Genomic DNA, 15,683 nt, shown 5'->3' on the forward strand with positions numbered 1-15,683 from the left:
ATGTCCGAAGGCGGCCACCAGGAAATCATCATCATCAAGCGCCACGGCGACCACGAGGACGGTCATCACGGCGGCGCCTGGAAGATCGCGCTCGCCGACTTCATGACCGCCATGATGGCGCTGTTCCTGGTGATGTGGCTGATCAACTCCACCAGCAAGGAGCAGAAGCAGACCATCGCCGAGTACTTCAACCCGGTGAAGCTCGCCGAGGTCACCCACGACCGCAAGGGCCTGCGCGATCCCCACGACACCCCCTCCGAGCCCGGCGCCGAGGGCGGCAAGGCCGAGGGCAAGGCCGGAGACGCCCGGGGCGAGGTCGCGCCCGGCAGCCGCGCGCGGGAATCGGCCCTGTTCCAGGACCCCTACGCGGTGCTGGCCCGCCTCGCCGCCGAGGCCGACCGGGGCGACACGGCGAGCGCCGACGCGGCTTCCGTCGAATCCGGCCAGCCCGGGATCAGCGGCGGCGACGCGGCGCGGGATCCGTTCGATCCGCTCTACTGGCAGGTCGAGCCCCTGCCGCGCCACCGCACCGAGCGGCCGGGCAGCCTCGGCACCGCGGTGGCGGCCCCGTCCGAGACCCGCCTCGACGCCAAGGGCCAGGTGGCTTCAGGCCAGGTGGCCTCCGGCAAGCCGCGGGATCCGGCGCGCCCCGAGCTGAAGGAGGCAGCCACCCGCGTCGCGTCGGCGGAGGCCACGCTCCCGCTGACCCCGCGCGATCCGGCGAAGGACGCGGCCAAGGAGGCCACCAAGGAGGCCGCCCTCCGGGAGCCGTCGGCCAGGGACGCCCCGAAGGATTCCCCGCAGGGCAAGGATCCGGCGCAGAAGGATGCGGCGAAGGACCCGTCCAGGGACAAGTCGGCCGAGACCGCTGCGGTCGCCGCGATGAAGGCCGAGATCGCCAAGGCGGTGGCGCCGCTCGCCACCGGCGCGCCGACCCCGAAGGTCGAGGTGCGCCGCTCGGGCGAGGGCATCCTCATCAGCATCACCGACGAGATCGACTTCAGCATGTTCGGCATCGGCTCGGCGGAGCCGACGCCGAAGGTGGTGCGGGCGCTCGAGCGCATCGCCAAGGTGATCAACGCCCGGCCCGGCCGCATCGTGGTCCGCGGCCACACCGACGGGCGGCCGTTCCGCTCCGAGACCTACGACAACTGGCGCCTCTCGACGGCCCGGGCCCAGATGGCCTCCTACATGCTGGTGCGCGGCGGCGTCGACGAGGGCCGGATCGAGCGCATCGAGGGCTACGCCGACCGCCAGCCCCGTAACCCCGCCGACCCGAAGGCAGCGGAGAACCGGCGCATCGAGATCCTGGTGCGGGGGCTGCCCGAATGAGCCGCCGCAGCGTCGCCGGCCTGGTCACGGCCGGATTCCTGACGGCGGGGCTCGTGGCAGGTGGCCTCCTGGCGGCCGCGCCGGCCCGCGCCGCCGGCGGAGGCCACAGCGAGCCGCCGAAGCCGATCGAGCCCCTGCCGGTGGCGCCCCGCGGCCTGCCGGTCGAGCTGGTGCGCACGCTCCAACTGCTGCAGGACCGCATCGCCCGCGGCTCGACCCAGGCCCACCTCGCCCAGCGCCAGCTCCTCGGCCACATCGAGCAGCGCCTGCTCGCCCTTGAGCCCGAGGCCTGGGCGGCGCCGGAGAACGTGCGGGCGGCGGTGACCTTCGCGCTCAGCGGCGGCGGGCCCGCCCTGCCGCGGCGGATGCTCGAGACGGGCAAGCTGCCGGAGGGCGATGCCTCCCTGGTGCTCGGCGCCCTCGCGTATCTGGAGGGCCGCGAGCGGGAGGCCCGGACCCTGCTCGGCCGCTTCGATCCGCGCGGTCAGCCCCCCGGCCTCGCCGGCCAGCTCGCCCTGACCCAGGCAGCGCTCAGCGTGCGCGAGGCGCCCCGGCGGGCGATCGAGCTGCTCGCCCTCGCGCGGCTCCTCGCCCCCGGCACGCTGGTGGAGGAGGGGGCCCTGCGCCGGGAAATCTTCATCCACGCCCAGGGCGGCGACGCCGTGCGCTTCGAGGCCCTGGCGATCCAGTACCTGCGCCGGTTCCGCCGCTCGGTCTATGCCGGTGCCTTCCGCCAGCGCTTCGCCACCGCCCTGACGCGGCTCGACTTCGACAGCGACCATGCCCGCGTCGCCCAGCTCGAGCGGATGCTGAATGAGATCGAGCCGGAGGGACGGCGGGACCTCTACCTCCTGGTCGCCCGGGCCGGCCTGGAGCAGGGCCGGCGCGAGACCGCGACCTTCGCGGCCGAGCGGGCGCTGAGCCTCGCCGGCCCGGACACCGAGGCCGCCGCCCGGGCCCGGCTCTACCGCGCCGCCGCCCTGATCGTCGCCGAGGGCCGCTACGAGGAGGGCCTCGAGGCCCTGCGCGCCGTCGACCGGGCCGGGCTCGACCCGGCCGATCTCGGCCTCCTCGACGCCGCCCTCTCTACCGCCGGCCAGATCCGCGGCGGTGCCCCACCGGCGCCGCCGGCCTCCGCCGCCGCACCGCCCGCCGGCCGGCGCCAGATCCCCGAGGCCGCCTCGATCGCACGAGCGCAGGAGACGCTCGCGCGGGTCGACCAGATCATCGACAGGACCGATCCGTGAACTCCCTCGACGCCATGCTGCCGGGTTCGCGGCCGCGCCTCGACGCTGCCCGCAGCGCCGGCGAGGCGCCCCGCACCGATGCCGGGCCCGGATTCGACGCCATGCTCGGCCTCCTCGAGGGCCGCGAGCCCGCAGGCCTGGATGTGGGGCAGGCCGCCGCCCCTGACGTTGCTCCTGATGCCGCGGCGCAACCCGCCGACACGGCGCCCCGCACCCTCGCGGCGCTCCTCGCCGATTCGGGGTCCGCGGCGTCCCATCGTCCGGCCGGGGCGGACATCGTCGCCCTGGTCGAGCGCGCGGCCAGCCGAGGACCCGGACCGGGCCCGGCCGGGACGACGGGCCCCGGGGCCGCGCCGCGGCCGGAGACGGCGCCTGTCCGGCCGCCCGCCGCGCCGGTCCTTCTCCCCAATGCGGTCGTCCAGGCCGGACCAGCATCGGTCGGCGCCGATGCCCCCCTCCCGGACGAGGTGGCGCCCGCGGACGTCACCCGCGGTGACGCGGCGCCGGACCTCCTGCGGACCGCCGCTCCGGCGCGCCGCACGCCCCTCGCCCGGCCCGAGGCGGAGGCGCAGGCCGAGCACCCGGCGCGGTCGCGCGCCGGATCGCCTCCGGCCGGCCTCATGCCGCCCTCTGAGGCCCTGAGCTCCGCCGGAGACGCGGATCCGGCGTCCGCGCCGGAGGTCGAGGCCGGGACCGACGCCGAGCTGTCGCCGGCTCCGGCCGACATCGCCCCGCTCGCCCCCGTATCGAGGCCGGTCCACGCCGACGCCGCGATCCCATTTCCTATTCCGACCGCTCCGGCCCCGGTGCCGACGCAGGCATTCCGGCCCGGGCCCGCTCCGGCGCCGATCGCCGACGTTCCGGCTGGCGGGCCTGCCTCCAGCGGGTTCGACTCGGCGCGGGCGGCCGTGACCGTGGTCTCGCAGGAGACGCACTTCGCCCCCGTCGCGACGCCGACCGGCCGCGGTGCGCGCGAGCAAGCAGGCGCCGCCGTCGCGCCCGGTGTGGCGACAGACCCCCGGCCCGTCCCGCCTCTCGCGAGGGGGGATACCCCCGCTGTGGCGCAGGAAGCAGCAGTTCGGGATCACGTGTTGCAGCCCCGGACGGCCGAGCCCACGGCCCGCGGCGGAGAGAGCCCGGCCCACCGGGCGACGCTCGTCGCCGCGCCCGGTCCGACGAACCCGTTGCCGGTCTCAAAGCCGCTGATGGCCGGACCCGCCGCGTCCGTCCCGTCGACAGCCCCCGCCGCGGCGGCTCCCATGCCGGAAGCCGCGCGCGGGAGGATCGGGGCCGCCGACGCCACCCGGGTCCCGGGCCCTGCATTTCGGCCCGACGACCTGGGGAGCGTGACCGCCGACGGGCCCGCCGAGACCCGGCCCCAGGTCGCCGCGCCGATCGAATCGCCACGTGCCGCGGCTCCGGCGCCGACCGCGGCCGGGGTTGCCCAACCCACCGCCCGGCTGCCGGCTCCGCCGGTGCAGGCTCCGCCAGTGCGGGCTCTGCCCTCCACGTCTGATGCGACGGCCCCGGCTGCGGATGAGGCCCGCGGCATCGGTGCAGCGCGGCCAGTGAGCGGAGCAGCGGACGCGGCGTCCGTTGCGATGGCACCCGTTGCCGTTGCACCCGCTGCGGCCCCGTCCGCGCGGCCCTCCACTCCGACGCCTGTGACGGCGTCCACGGCCCGGCCTCCGGCTGATCCGCCGTCCGCGATCGACGCGCCGCACGGTGTCGGACAGCCGCGGCAGCCATCAGCGACGAGCGGCGCCGGGTCGGTGCTGCGGCCGCCGATGGACCCGGCACCGGCCGCACCGGCAGATGTCGCACGGCCCGGCATCGCCGAGGCTGTGCAGGCCGAGCCGGTCGCCGCCGCGAGGCAAGAGGCAGCGCCGCCTGCCGGCCCGGCTCGCGCCTCCCTCGCGGCGGCGCCGGTCGCGTCTGATGAGTCGGACCTCCATTGGCTCGCCGCAGCGCCCGGCGCCGATGCGGCGGCTCCTCCGCTCGTCGCTTCCGCGCCCGAGAAGGGAGCGCTCGCGCCGCCCGCCGCCAGTCCGACCACCCCGGCTCGCATTTCCGTTGCGCCGGCGCCGGACCCGTCGACCCCCGCGTCGGAAGTCCAGCCGCTCGCCGCAGCGCCCGACGCGCCGCCCGCTCCTCCGGCCGCGGTGTCGGCGAACGGGCGCGGATCGCTCACGTCCCTCGCGGCCGGCCCGGCCGCGCCGTCCGGTCCGGGGCAGCCCCGCCCTCCGTCCGACGCGGCGACCGTGCCGCCGACGGCGGACGCGGCACCCGCCGCTCCGATGGAGGCAAGCGCGGCGCCGGACGCTCGGACCGTTCCCGCTCCGGCGGCGGCCGGTCCCGGCGGGACGGCTGCCCCGGAGGCCGCGCCCCCCCTGCTGCCGCGTGATGCGGCCCGGGAGGTGGGGCCTGTCACGCAGGCGACCGGAGCAGCTGCGGCCACGACAGACGCCGTGCCCGTCGCCGTCCCGTCACCCGCCGCACCGGCCCCGATGCCCGAGGCGATCGACGGCGCACGACGTGGCAATCCGGAGCAGATGACCGCGCCCTCCGCCGCGCTGGCGCAGCACGCCGCCATCGGCCCGGTTCGCGCCGCCGTGCCGGACCGGGCCGCAGCCCGGACATCCGCGGCCGCACCGCTATCCGCAGCTCCGGTCTCGCCGGCTCCGGTGGCGATGGATCGTTCCGCAACGAGCGAGCCTGCGCCCGGGCCGGCCGCGTCGCCGGCCGCCAATGCAGGCGGGCAAGTATCGCCCGCACCGGAGCCGGCTGCAGCCCGGCCATCCGCGGCCGCGCCGCCATCCGCAGCTCCGGCCTCTCCGGCTCCGATGCCGGTGGATGGTTCCGCCGCGAGCGAACCTGCGCCTGGGCCTGCAGCCGATGCAGGCCGGCAGGCATCGCCCGCGCCGGTCCCAGGGAGCGGTCTGCCACCGTCCGGTCTCGCACCGGCCGGGACGCCGGACCGCACCGTCGAGCTCCACCCGGAGGCGCCCGCAGCGATCCGCGCGGCGGAGCCGATGGCCCTACGCGAGGGCGAACCCGACGCGCCCCCGCCCGAGGGCCGATCGTCGCCCGAGGGTAAGGCCGCCACCCCGGCCATGACCGGGGAGCGTCGCGCCGAGGACCTGACGGCGGGCGCCCCGGCCCGCCTGACTGAGCCCGCGACGACGCCGGCCGCGGCCCCGCCGGCACTGCCGGCCGCCACCTTGCGCCAGATCGCCGATGCCGTGGCGACGGGGGCCTCGTCCCTGCCAGACGCCGCCGCGGTCCGGGCCGGGGCGGTCGCGGCGGCCTGGAGCGCCGCCGCCCAGGCGGAGGGTCCGGTGCGGCTCCTCACGCTGCAGCTGCGCCCGGCCGAGCTCGGCCCGGTCTTGGTCCGGATGCGGCTCCAGGACGGGCGCCTCGAGATGAGCCTGCGGGCCGAGCGCGAGGAGACCGCGGAGCTGCTGCGGCGCGACGGCGGCCTGCTGACCGAGCTGGTGCGCAATGCCGGCTACCGGCCCGACCTCGTCACGATCGAGGCCGGCCGCCTGGCGGGCCAGCCCGGAGGCCAGCCCGAGGCACCGCAGGGCGGCCAGGCCTTCCAGGCCCCCACCGGAGGACAGGGCCAGCAGGGCGGCGCCGCCCCGGACCAGCCGGCCCGCCGCACCCCTGACGCGCCCGAGGAAGGCGGGCGCCGGACCACGGAGCAGAGAGATGAAGCGCATCCTGGCGATCGCGGCCGCGGCGGTCTGTATCTTTAGCGCCGCGACGGGCGCCCGGGCCGCCGCCACGGTGGCCGGCGCCGCGACGGGCCCGACGGCCCCGACCGGCAGGGTCTGCGAGCAGCAGATGGCGCAGGCCGCGGCGCGCCACGGCGTGCCCCTCGGCATGCTGTACGCCGTCGGGCTGACCGAGAGCGGCAATCGCGGCTCGCTGCAGCCCTACGCCATGAACATCGGCGGCAAGGCCTATTTCGGCACCAGCGCCGCCGACGTGGTCCGGCGCCTAGGCGAGGCGCAGGCCAGCGGCGTGAAGCTCGTCGATCTCGGCTGCATGCAGATCAACCACCATTACCACCGGGCGCGGTTCTCCTCCCTCGAGGCGATGATCGACCCGCGCCAGAACGTCGAGTACGCGACGATCTTCCTCAAGGAGCTGAAGGCCCGGGAGGGCAGCTGGACCCTGGCGGTGGCCCGCTACCACGCCGGGCCGAACAACAACCCGGCGCAGAAGCAGTACGTCTGCCGGGTAATCACCAACATGGTGGCCACCGGCTTCGGCCAGTGGACGCCCGGCGCCAAATCCTTCTGCCAATGACGGGCGTTCTGCCAATGAGCCCCCATCAGGACGTCGCCGCCCGGAACCGGTGTCACCCCACGTAGGTGTAGCCGATGTAGCGCTTGGCCTCGATCGGGTCGTGGCCGAGCTGCTGCGCCAGCTTCTTGCGCAGCTTGCTGACGTGGCCCTCGACGACGCTCTCCTCGACGCCGTCGCTGTAGACGCCGTAGACGCCGTTGAAGAGCTGGGACTTGGTCACCCGCCGGCCCCGGTTGCGCACCAGGAACTCCAGGATGTGCCGCTCCCGCCGCGGCAGGGAGAGGGGCACGCCGTCGATCTCGGGGTCGCGCCCGTCGAAGAACACCCGGAGCCGCTCGGGGCCCCGGCCCGCCGGGACGGCCTGCGGGTCGCCGTCCGGGGCGTCCCCGGTCTCGGCGGCCTGCGGCGGTTCCCCGTTGACCCGCCGCCAGATCGCCTCGGTCCGGGCCAGGATCTCGCGCACGTGGACCGGTTTGGGCAGCACGTCGTCGATCCCGGCGTCGAACAGCACCAGGGTCTGCTCCAGCGAGCGCGTGTCGGCGAGGGCGATGATCGGGGCGCGGGACTGCCGGCGGATCACGCTCGCGCAGCGGGCGCGCTCGTCGAAATCGCCCAGCAGGAAACCCTGGACCGCATCCAAATCACTGCGGGACGCCGATTCGATCCAGCTCGTGAACTCTTCCGGCGACAGCGAGAAGGACGATACGCCTTCCCGATCGAAGCCGGCCTTGAAGCCCGCGTTCACCGATTTCCTGGCATCGACCAAGAAATACATCTGTCATGTCCCCGCTGGACCCGGCCGGGTGGCGCAGCGGCGCGCCGATCCGGCCTGCGACCTGTCTTGTTCCCGTCGGCGCGCAATCTTGACCTGTCCGGCGCGCGAGGCCCGCGCGCCGTCCCGAAACCCTGCGGTGTCCGATGTGCGCCGCACCAATACATGTCCGGGCCGCAGCGGCCGGTCAATGACTGCCACGCCGCAGCGAGCCCGCTTCGCAGGGCTTTTTTAAGAAACGGTGGGGGAGTGTGTGCGCGAGGACGCGTTAGGCCGGAGTTAGCTCGCCGGGAAGCAGCACCCTGGCGGCCCGGCCGGGCTCCGGCTCAGGCCAGGCGGGCATCCGAGAGGGCGCGGGCGAAGGCGTCGAGGCGGAGCGGCGGGCCGTCCTCGGCCAGGATGCGCTGGATCGCCACGCCGACGTAGCAGCCGTCGAGGACGAGCTTGAAGAACACCGTCACGGGCTTGGCTGCGAACTCCATGTCGAGCACCACCTGCATCGAGCGGCCCCAGTCGAGGCAGACGTCGGCGGCGTCGGCGTAGGTCAGGGTGGCGTGCTTGAAGAACGGCTCGGCCGAGGAGGCGACGAGGTCGGCGATATTGCCGTGGCGCTCGCCCCGCACCCAGCCGATCAGCACGCTGCCGTCGAGCAGGCAGAACTCGGAGATGAAGTCGCGGATCGCCGCCGCGAAGACCTCCTCGGCCGCCGCGATCACGTCCCGGGACACCGGCCGGGCCTGCGCGAGATCGTGGTCGTGAGGGATCATCGTTGTCTCGCGAACAGGAAGAACAGGATCTGCGCGACCGCGCGGTAGAACTCCGCGGGGATCATCTGGTCGACCTGGACAGCATCGTACAGCGACCTTGCCAGAGGCTTGTCCTCGATCACCGCGATGCCGTGCTCCTCGGCGATCTCGCGGATGCGCAGGGCGATGAGGTCCTGGCCCTTGGCAAGCACGATCGGGGCCGGGCCCTCGGAGGGCTCGTAGCGCAGGGCCACCGCGAAGTGGGTCGGGTTGGCGATGACGACGGTGGCCCGGCTGACCTGGCCGAGCATGCGCTTGCGGGTGCGGTCCTGGGCCAGCGAGCGCAGGCGCGCCTTGACGCTCGGGTCGCCCTCGACCTGCTTGTGCTCGTCCTTGATCTCCTGGCGCGACATCCTGAGCGAGCGCTGCCAGCGCAGGCGCGCCCAGACGAGATCGCCCGCCACGATCACGATCGTGGCGATGCTCACCGCCGAGACGAGGCGGATCGCGGTCGTGAGGATCAGCTCCGGGAGCTGGCTCGGGTCGACGAACATGGCACTCACGGCTTTGCCCTGTTCCGAGCGCAGGAGCAGGAGGACGACGAGACTGACCGATGAGACTTTAAGGACGGCTTTCAGGAACTCGATCTGGCCGGAGCGGCCGAAGATCCGGCTCCAGCCCGAGGCCGGAGAGATGCGGTTCCACTTCGGGGCGATGCGGTCGGAAACGAGGCTCGGCACGTTCTGCGCCAGCGAGGCGACGAGCCCGAAGCCGGCGAGCACCAGCAGGATCGGGGTGAGGAAACGCGCCAGCGCGAAGCCGGTGGCGTGCATCAGCGTCAGCGCGTCCTCGCCGCTGCCGAGGGAGAAGTCCCCCGGATGGTCGAGGAACGACGCGAGGTCGCGGGCGAGCGCCGCCGCCTGCCCCCGCACCACCAGGCTCAGGCAGACCAGCAGGCCGAGGATCGAGGCGAAGACCGGCGCCTCGCGGGAGAACGGCACGTCGCCCTTCTCGATCGCGTCGCGCACCTTCCGCTCGGTGGCGGCCTCGGTCTTGCTCTCCTGGTCGGTCTCCTCAGACATGGATCGGACCGCGGGGCCGCAGGCCCGGCGCGCGCGCCGTCGCGGCCGTCCCTCTCACCGTCGCCGCCCTGCGCCGCTCAGCGGATGAGGGCCTCATCCTCGCCTCCCGGGTTGATCTCGATCTCGCCGCGGCCCGCCATGTCCATGGCGAGGTCGGTGATGCTGCGGCGGGCCTCCATCACGTCGCGCTGCGCCGCCGGCTCGCCGCCGTTGAGCTCGTGCTCGACCATGCGGCGCACGCGCGCCGAGAGGGCGCTCAGCACCACGGTGCGGAACTCCGCGTCCGTCCCCTTGAGGGCGAGCACCAGCCGGTCGTTGGGCACCGCGTCGAACAGGGTGGTGCGGGCGCGCGGCGCCAGCTTGACGATGTCGTCGAAGGTGAAGAGCAGGCCCTTGAGGATCTCGACCGACTTCGGCCGCGCCTCGGCGAGGCTGGTAAGCGCCTCGTCCATCTGCTGGCGGTCCATCTTGTTGATGATATCGGCCATCTTGGCGTGGGTGTCGGCGCCGGAGTTGCGCGACCCGTTGATCAGGAAGTCCTCGTGCAGGGCGCGCTCGACCGCCTGCATCGCCTCGTCGACCACCGGCTTGAAGCTCAGCATCCGCCGCATCACGGTGTTGCGCAAGGGAAGCGGCAGGTGCCCCATCACCTTGGCGGCGATGGCGGGCTTGACCCGCGACAGGATCAGGGCGGCGGTCTGCGGGTGCTCCTTGACGAGGTAGCTCGCCAGCACGCTCTCCGACACCGAGGCCATGCGCTCCCAGACCGAGCGGTTGGCGTTGCCGCGCACCTCGGCCAGGATGTCGGCGACCTGGTCGGCCGGCAGCAGGCCGGTGAGGAGCTTCTCGACCTCCTGCACGGTGCCGACGAGGCTCGAGCCGCCGGCGAATTCCTCCGCGAAGGTCGCCACCACCGTGTCGAGCTGGTCGGGGCTCACCGCGCCGAGCCGCGAGGCCGAGTGGGTGATCCGCTTGATCTCGTCCGGCTCGAAGTACTTCAGCAGGCGCCCCGCCGCGGGCTTGCCCATGGCCAGGAGCAGGGTCGCGACCTGGTCAACGGGCGCGAGCTGCCGCGAGGCGCCGCGCAGGGCCGGGGGGGGCGCCGCCATGTTCACGCGATCAGCCGTTGTGCGGCGCGTCGGCCGGGCCGACCACCTCGGTCAGCGAGACGCCGAAGCGGGAATTGTCCTCCTCGACGATGACGATCTCGCCCCGGGCGATCACCCGGCCGTTGACCATCACGTCCACCGGCTCGCCGACCCGGTGGTCGAGGGACACGATGGCGCCGCGGCCGAGCTTCATCAGGTTGGCGACCGGCATGGTGGCCGAGCCCAGCACCACCTGCACCAGCACCGGGATGCGCAGGATCGAGTCGAGGTTGCGCTCGTCGCCGGCCTGCAAGGAGCCTTGCTGGGACCCCTGGCTCGGGAAGACGGGGCTGGCGCCGGCATCGGGGAAGGGGCTCGTGCTCATCGCGGGCTCGCGTGGAATCCTGGAAGTCCCTGACAGTCGTATGCGCCCAAGCTGATCCGAGGCTTGCGGCATCCGTCCCCGGCGCTCGGCACCGACGCGCGGCGCCGGCGCCAGCGGGTCCCGGCGCTACCGGCCGCCCTCGGCCGGCGCAGCGGCGCGGCGGCCCGCCTCGAGGGCGTCCAGGGTGGCGCGGGCCTCGTCGATCTTCCGGCTCAGGGCCTCGAGCACCTCGCGGCCCTCGCCGGTGAAGCTGCGCACCGCCTCCCCGGCGCTGGCGAGCGCGTGGCCCGAGGCGGCGACCGCCCGGCCGTACTCGGCCTGGGCGCGGTCGAGGCGCTTGAGCTTCAGGTAGAGCGGCAGCACGCAGGCATTCGTCCCGACCAGGGCGGCGAGCAGCACTCCGTCAACCAGCGAGACCATGCTCCGCCCCTTCCTTGTCCGGGTTGATGGCCTCGTCGATCCGCAGGACGTAGGCCCCCTGCGACTGCCCGGCATGGCACCAGAACAGCGGCTTGTCGTTGCCCTCGAGCTTGATCCGCGTCGCCGGCGTGGCGTCGAGGGCGATCACCTGGCCGACCTTCAGCCCGGCGATCTCGCCCAAGCTCAGGTGGCGCTCCTCCAGCACGGCACGCAGGTGCACCGTGGTCTTCTGCACCTCGGCGGCGATTTGGGTCGCCCAGCGCGGGTCGCGCCGGGCGCTCGATTCGCCGGTCAGCACCTTGGCGAGGCTCGGCCGCAGCGGGTTGAGGACCGTCTGCGGGATGATGATGAACATCTCGCCGCCGCGGTTGAGCGCCTGGAGCAGGAACTTGGCCTGCACCGCCTTGTTGCTGCGCCGGCCGATCACCGCGAACTCCATCCGGGTCTCGGTGCGCTCGAGGATGAACGGCGTCTTCGAGACGAGGCCGAAGGAGGATTCGAGCGCCCGGCCGACCTGCTCGAGGATCATCTGGGCGATGCGCAGCTCGGTCGCCGAGAAGGCGCGCTCGTCGTCCACCGGCTGCTCCGAGCCGTCGGCCCCGAACAGCACCTCCACCATGGTGAAGATGAAGTCGCGGTCGAAGCCGACCAGGATGTGGCCGTCCCAGGCCGGGGCCTGGAAGATGCCCACCACGGCATTCGAGTCGTAGGCGTCCAGGAACTCGCCGAAGCGTCCGCTCTCGACGCCGCTCAGGGAGTAGAGGATCGACGAGGCGGCGAGGTGCTTGAGGCCGTCGCCGCAGGCGGTGGCCAGGCGGTCGAAGATGAGCTGCAGCATCGGCAGCCGGTCCAGGGACAGGCCGGCGGCCTCCTGGATGCGGGCGCGGATGTCGGCGGGGTTCTTGAGGATCGTCGGGTCCATCTCTCGGGTGTCCAGGCCCTCAGGCCGCCTCGCGGATGGTGATCGTTATGCCGCCTCGCGGGGGCTTCATGCCGCTTCGCGGGCTTGGGCGCCCGGCACGGTGGCGGCCTCGACCTCGTCGATGGTCGGGCGGTCGGCGGCGGCGATGCCCTTGCGGCCGTGCTCGATCGCGACCTGCGGCAGGGCGCCGTTCATGTAGGCGATCAGGCTCTGCTTCACGATGGTGTAGACGGAGCACTGCTTCTCGCGCAGGCCCTTGATCTTGATGGCGAGCGGCGCCAGCACGCCGTAGGAGGCGAACACCCCGATGAAGGTGCCGACGAGGGCCGCGCCGATGAGGCCGCCGAGGATCTGGGGCGACTGGTCGAGCGCGCCCATCGCCTTCACGATGCCGAGCACCGCCGCCACGATCCCGAGCGCCGGCAGCGCTTCCGCCACCGTGTTGATCGCCGCGTAGGGCTTGAGCGCGTACTTCTTGTGGGTGCCGATCTCCTCCTCCATCAGCGCCTCGATCTCGTGTGAGCGGGCGCCGCCGATCAGGATCAGCCGGCAGTAATCGCAGATGAACAGGACCAGGCTCTGGTCCTTGGTCACGTCCGGATAGTTCTTGAAGATCTCGGAATTCGCCGGATCGTCGAAGTGGGTCTCGACCTCGTTGCGCGGCTTGGTCTTGATCTCGCGCAAGAGGGCGTGGAGCAGGCCGAGCAGGGACAGGAAATCCTGGCGCTTCGGGCCCTTGTTGGTGATCGCCTCCATGGTCGCCTTGCCGGAATCGACCACCGTCTTCATCGGGTTGGCGATCACGAAGGTGCCGGCCGCCATCCCGCCGATGATGACGAACTCCCAGGGCTGCCAGATCACGATCAGGTGGCCGCCCATGGCCACGAAGCCGCCGAGCATGCAGCCGATGGCGATGAGCAGGCCGACGAAGATCCCCATGTCCCGCAACGCTCCGTTTGATGGTGACAGCCCTAAGGCCGGTGGCTTGCGCGGGGCTTTTTGCCGGCCTTTCCGCCGGCCGGGTCAGGCCGCGGCCTCGGCCCGGATCAGCCGGCGCAGGGACGCGAGCGCCTCGGCGAGGCGCTCCTGCGCCACCAGGTCGGCGATGCGGGCGAGGATCTCCCGGGGTGCCGACGCGTCCGCGTCCCGCAGGCCCTGGGCGAAGGCGCCGGACCAGGCCGCCGCCCGCCCGGGCTCGATCAGCGCCTGCTGGACGCAGTAGTAGAGCCGCTGCAGCGGCGTGCGCACCTCGTCGGCGGCGAGGATCTGGCTCGGCAGCAGCAGGGCCTCGGCGAGGTGGATCTCGGCGCCGAAGCCGTCCTGGGCCCGGATCAGCGCGCCGTTGAGGAAGAAGGTCGCGCCCCGCTTGATGACGACGCGTGCCGGCCCGGCCGCCGTGCCGCCGGGATCCCTTCCCCTGGACGGTGCCGCCACGTTGCCTCTGTCGCTCATCCTGTGCCCGGGACCCCCGCTCCGTCCCGCCCCGCATAGGGCGGCTTCCTTGCCCGGGCCTTGGGGGCGGCGCGCGGGGAGCGCCGGCCTTCCGCGAGGTTGTCCCCGCTTGTCCCAGGTCGCCGCGCCCGGATCGCTGCACCGCGGGAAGCGGCTTAATCGCTTGATAAGGGGCGGGTGGGGATAGTGCCTCGTGTCGGCGGGGCCCATGGAGGGCCGCGGCGGCAGGCGCAGCGGATGGGCTCCCCCGGGCCCAGGGACATGATGTCGGACCGCTGACCCCGGTGAGAATCCGGATGTGTACAAAGCGCAGTTGGTCGGGCGCGCAGCGCCCGAAGGCATGATGCCGTTCCGCTGCACCGGTGCGAGCCCGGACTCTTGCACATTCCTGCCAACGCGCAACACCGGAACCAACAGCCGTGACCAGCCTGCTGACGAACAACTCTGCGATGACGGCCCTGACGACGCTCAAGGGCATCAACCAGCAACTCGACACGACCAGCAACCGCGTCTCGACCGGCCAGCGCGTCTCGAGCGCCTCCGACAATGCCGCCTACTGGTCCATCGCCACCACGGTGCGCACCGACAACGCCTCGCTGAGCGCCGTCAAGGACTCGCTGGGCCTCGGCTCGTCGGCGGTGGACACGGCCTATAACGGCCTCAACAGCATCATCTCCGACCTGCAGAACATGCGCGCCAAGCTGCAGACGGCGCTGTCGCCGGGCACCGACCGCACGAAGGTGCAGACCGAGATCGCCGCCATCCAGTCGAAGATGAAGGCGACCGCCGACTCCTCGAACTCGAGCGGCCAGAACTGGCTCTCGGTCAACTCCTCGGCCAGCAACACCGCCTACCAAGCGACGCAGAACGTGGTGGGCGGCTTTGCCCGCTCGGCGAGCGGCACGATCACCTTCTCGCAGATCGCCGTGAACGTGCAGAGCGTGAAGCTCTACGACACCAACTCGACCAGCGTGACGACGGCTGCCACCAACGCCCAGATCGTCTCCACGACCTCGCTGACCGGCACGGCCGGCTTCGGCTCGGGCGCGGGCACCGCCGACTTCTCGGGTCCGAACGAGGTCTCGCTGACCGTCAACGTGGCGGGACAAGCCAGCACCCTGACGCTCAATACGGCCACCCTTCAGTCGGCGGCCAAGGACCTGAACAAGGTCACCACCGACGAGTTCCTCGCGGCCCTGAACAACCAGATCGCCGCCTCGAGCAACCTCAGCGGCAAGGTGACGGCGGGTCTCGACTCGGCCGGGCGCCTCACCTTCACCACGACCGGCACCGGCACCACGTCGACCCTGAGCGTGCAGCTCGCCAACGCGTCGTCGGGCAGCAAGAAGGTCATCGACGTCGGCTTCGGCACCACGACGGCCGCGGCCCAGCCGGCGATCGTCACCGGCACCACCTTCAGCAATCTCGATCTTTCGTCGGGGACGAAGACCTTCACCATCAACGACGGCGCGACGTTGAAGACCATCAACCTCAACGCCGCGAGCTACACGGCGCTCGGCGGCGCCGCGACGTCGACGAGCAACGCCTCGGTGAACGCCACCGACGTGGTGGCGATGATCAACGCGACGCTGAGCGCGGCGACCGCCAGCACGATCACGGCGTCGCTCGCCGGTGGCAAGATCACCCTGACCAACTCGTCCGCCACCACCGCCATCACCATCGCGGGCGCCGATGCGACGAGCGTCGGCCTCACCGCCAGCGTCACCAACGCGGCGGCGGCCGGCACGGTCGTGGCGCGCACCGCGTCCGGCACCAATGCCGGCACCACCCAGGCTCAAGGTATCCTCGACACCGCGGTCGGCTCCTACACCGGCGGCGGCTCCTACTCGATCGCCAACCTCAACATCGCCAATCTCGTCGGCACTGCCGGTGACACGGATCTCCAGGCGATCATCACGGCGG

14 protein-coding genes are annotated in these 15,683 nt (G+C 73.0%); 5 read left to right on the top strand and 9 right to left on the bottom strand.

The genetic code is table 11. The annotated features are described in order from the left end of the window. From VQ02_RS00745 to VQ02_RS00765, 4 genes are all read left to right on the top strand, one after another. On the top strand, positions 1-1,332 hold the full coding sequence (locus VQ02_RS00745; protein WP_048442237.1) for a MotB family protein: 1,332 nt from the start codon (positions 1-3) through the stop codon (positions 1,330-1,332). Continuing rightward, a complete protein-coding gene (locus tag VQ02_RS00750; protein ID WP_048442238.1) occupies positions 1,329-2,579 on the top strand; it encodes a chemotaxis protein MotC in 1,251 nt (416 codons plus the stop codon). Before VQ02_RS00745 ends, VQ02_RS00750 begins: the two co-directional genes overlap by 4 nt. Before the next feature lie 3,032 nt (positions 2,580-5,611). Further along, positions 5,612-6,337, top strand: a complete 726-nt coding sequence (gene fliK / locus VQ02_RS36595) for a flagellar hook-length control protein FliK (protein WP_157080434.1) — start codon at positions 5,612-5,614, stop codon at positions 6,335-6,337. Next, positions 6,291-6,893, top strand: a complete 603-nt coding sequence (locus tag VQ02_RS00765) for a transglycosylase SLT domain-containing protein (RefSeq protein WP_053080093.1) — start codon at positions 6,291-6,293, stop codon at positions 6,891-6,893. Before fliK ends, VQ02_RS00765 begins: the two co-directional genes overlap by 47 nt. 52 nt (positions 6,894-6,945) lie before the next feature. Here VQ02_RS00765 and VQ02_RS00770 read toward each other — a convergent pair whose 3' ends face one another. The 9 genes from VQ02_RS00770 to VQ02_RS36600 all read right to left on the bottom strand — a co-directional run bounded on the left by VQ02_RS00770 (position 6,946) and on the right by VQ02_RS36600 (position 13,760). Further along, entirely contained in the window at positions 6,946-7,668 is a 723-nt protein-coding gene (locus tag VQ02_RS00770; protein ID WP_048442240.1) for a response regulator transcription factor, read from the bottom strand. 323 nt (positions 7,669-7,991) lie between these two features. Next, on the bottom strand, positions 7,992-8,432 hold the full coding sequence (locus tag VQ02_RS00775) for a hypothetical protein (RefSeq protein WP_048442241.1): 441 nt from the start codon (positions 8,430-8,432) through the stop codon (positions 7,992-7,994). After that, positions 8,429-9,493 (bottom strand): flagellar biosynthesis protein FlhB, encoded by a 1,065-nt coding sequence (gene flhB / locus VQ02_RS00780; RefSeq protein WP_048442242.1) that lies wholly within the window; start codon positions 9,491-9,493, stop codon positions 8,429-8,431. The genes VQ02_RS00775 and flhB overlap by 4 nt, the downstream gene beginning before the upstream one ends. Positions 9,494-9,570: 77 nt before the next feature. Continuing rightward, a complete protein-coding gene (locus tag VQ02_RS00785) occupies positions 9,571-10,602 on the bottom strand; it encodes a flagellar motor switch protein FliG (protein ID WP_048442243.1) in 1,032 nt (343 codons plus the stop codon). A gap of 10 nt (positions 10,603-10,612) precedes the next feature. Continuing rightward, the gene (fliN, locus tag VQ02_RS00790; protein ID WP_048442244.1) at positions 10,613-10,966 is read right to left on the bottom strand and encodes a flagellar motor switch protein FliN; all 354 of its coding nucleotides are present in this window, start codon (positions 10,964-10,966) and stop codon (positions 10,613-10,615) included. Between the two features lie 126 nt (positions 10,967-11,092). Continuing rightward, the gene (locus VQ02_RS00795; RefSeq protein WP_048442245.1) at positions 11,093-11,386 is read right to left on the bottom strand and encodes a hypothetical protein; all 294 of its coding nucleotides are present in this window, start codon (positions 11,384-11,386) and stop codon (positions 11,093-11,095) included. Next, a complete protein-coding gene (locus VQ02_RS00800; protein WP_048442246.1) occupies positions 11,370-12,308 on the bottom strand; it encodes a flagellar motor switch protein FliM in 939 nt (312 codons plus the stop codon). Before VQ02_RS00800 ends, VQ02_RS00795 begins: the two co-directional genes overlap by 17 nt. Positions 12,309-12,374: 66 nt before the next feature. Beyond that, positions 12,375-13,247, bottom strand: a complete 873-nt coding sequence (gene motA / locus VQ02_RS00805) for a flagellar motor stator protein MotA (protein ID WP_048442247.1) — start codon at positions 13,245-13,247, stop codon at positions 12,375-12,377. 84 nt (positions 13,248-13,331) lie between these two features. Continuing rightward, the gene (locus VQ02_RS36600; RefSeq protein ID WP_048442248.1) at positions 13,332-13,760 is read right to left on the bottom strand and encodes a flagellar biosynthesis repressor FlbT; all 429 of its coding nucleotides are present in this window, start codon (positions 13,758-13,760) and stop codon (positions 13,332-13,334) included. Positions 13,761-14,179: 419 nt separating this feature from the next. On the opposite strand from VQ02_RS36600, the gene VQ02_RS00815 reads away from it, so the two are divergent. Next, the coding region (locus VQ02_RS00815; protein ID WP_048442249.1) for a flagellin N-terminal helical domain-containing protein at positions 14,180-15,683 on the top strand (1,504 nt) is incomplete at its 3' end.

The sequence above is a fragment of the Methylobacterium variabile genome (genome assembly GCF_001043975.1).
GTDB classification, from domain to species: Bacteria; Pseudomonadota; Alphaproteobacteria; order Rhizobiales; family Beijerinckiaceae; genus Methylobacterium; species Methylobacterium variabile.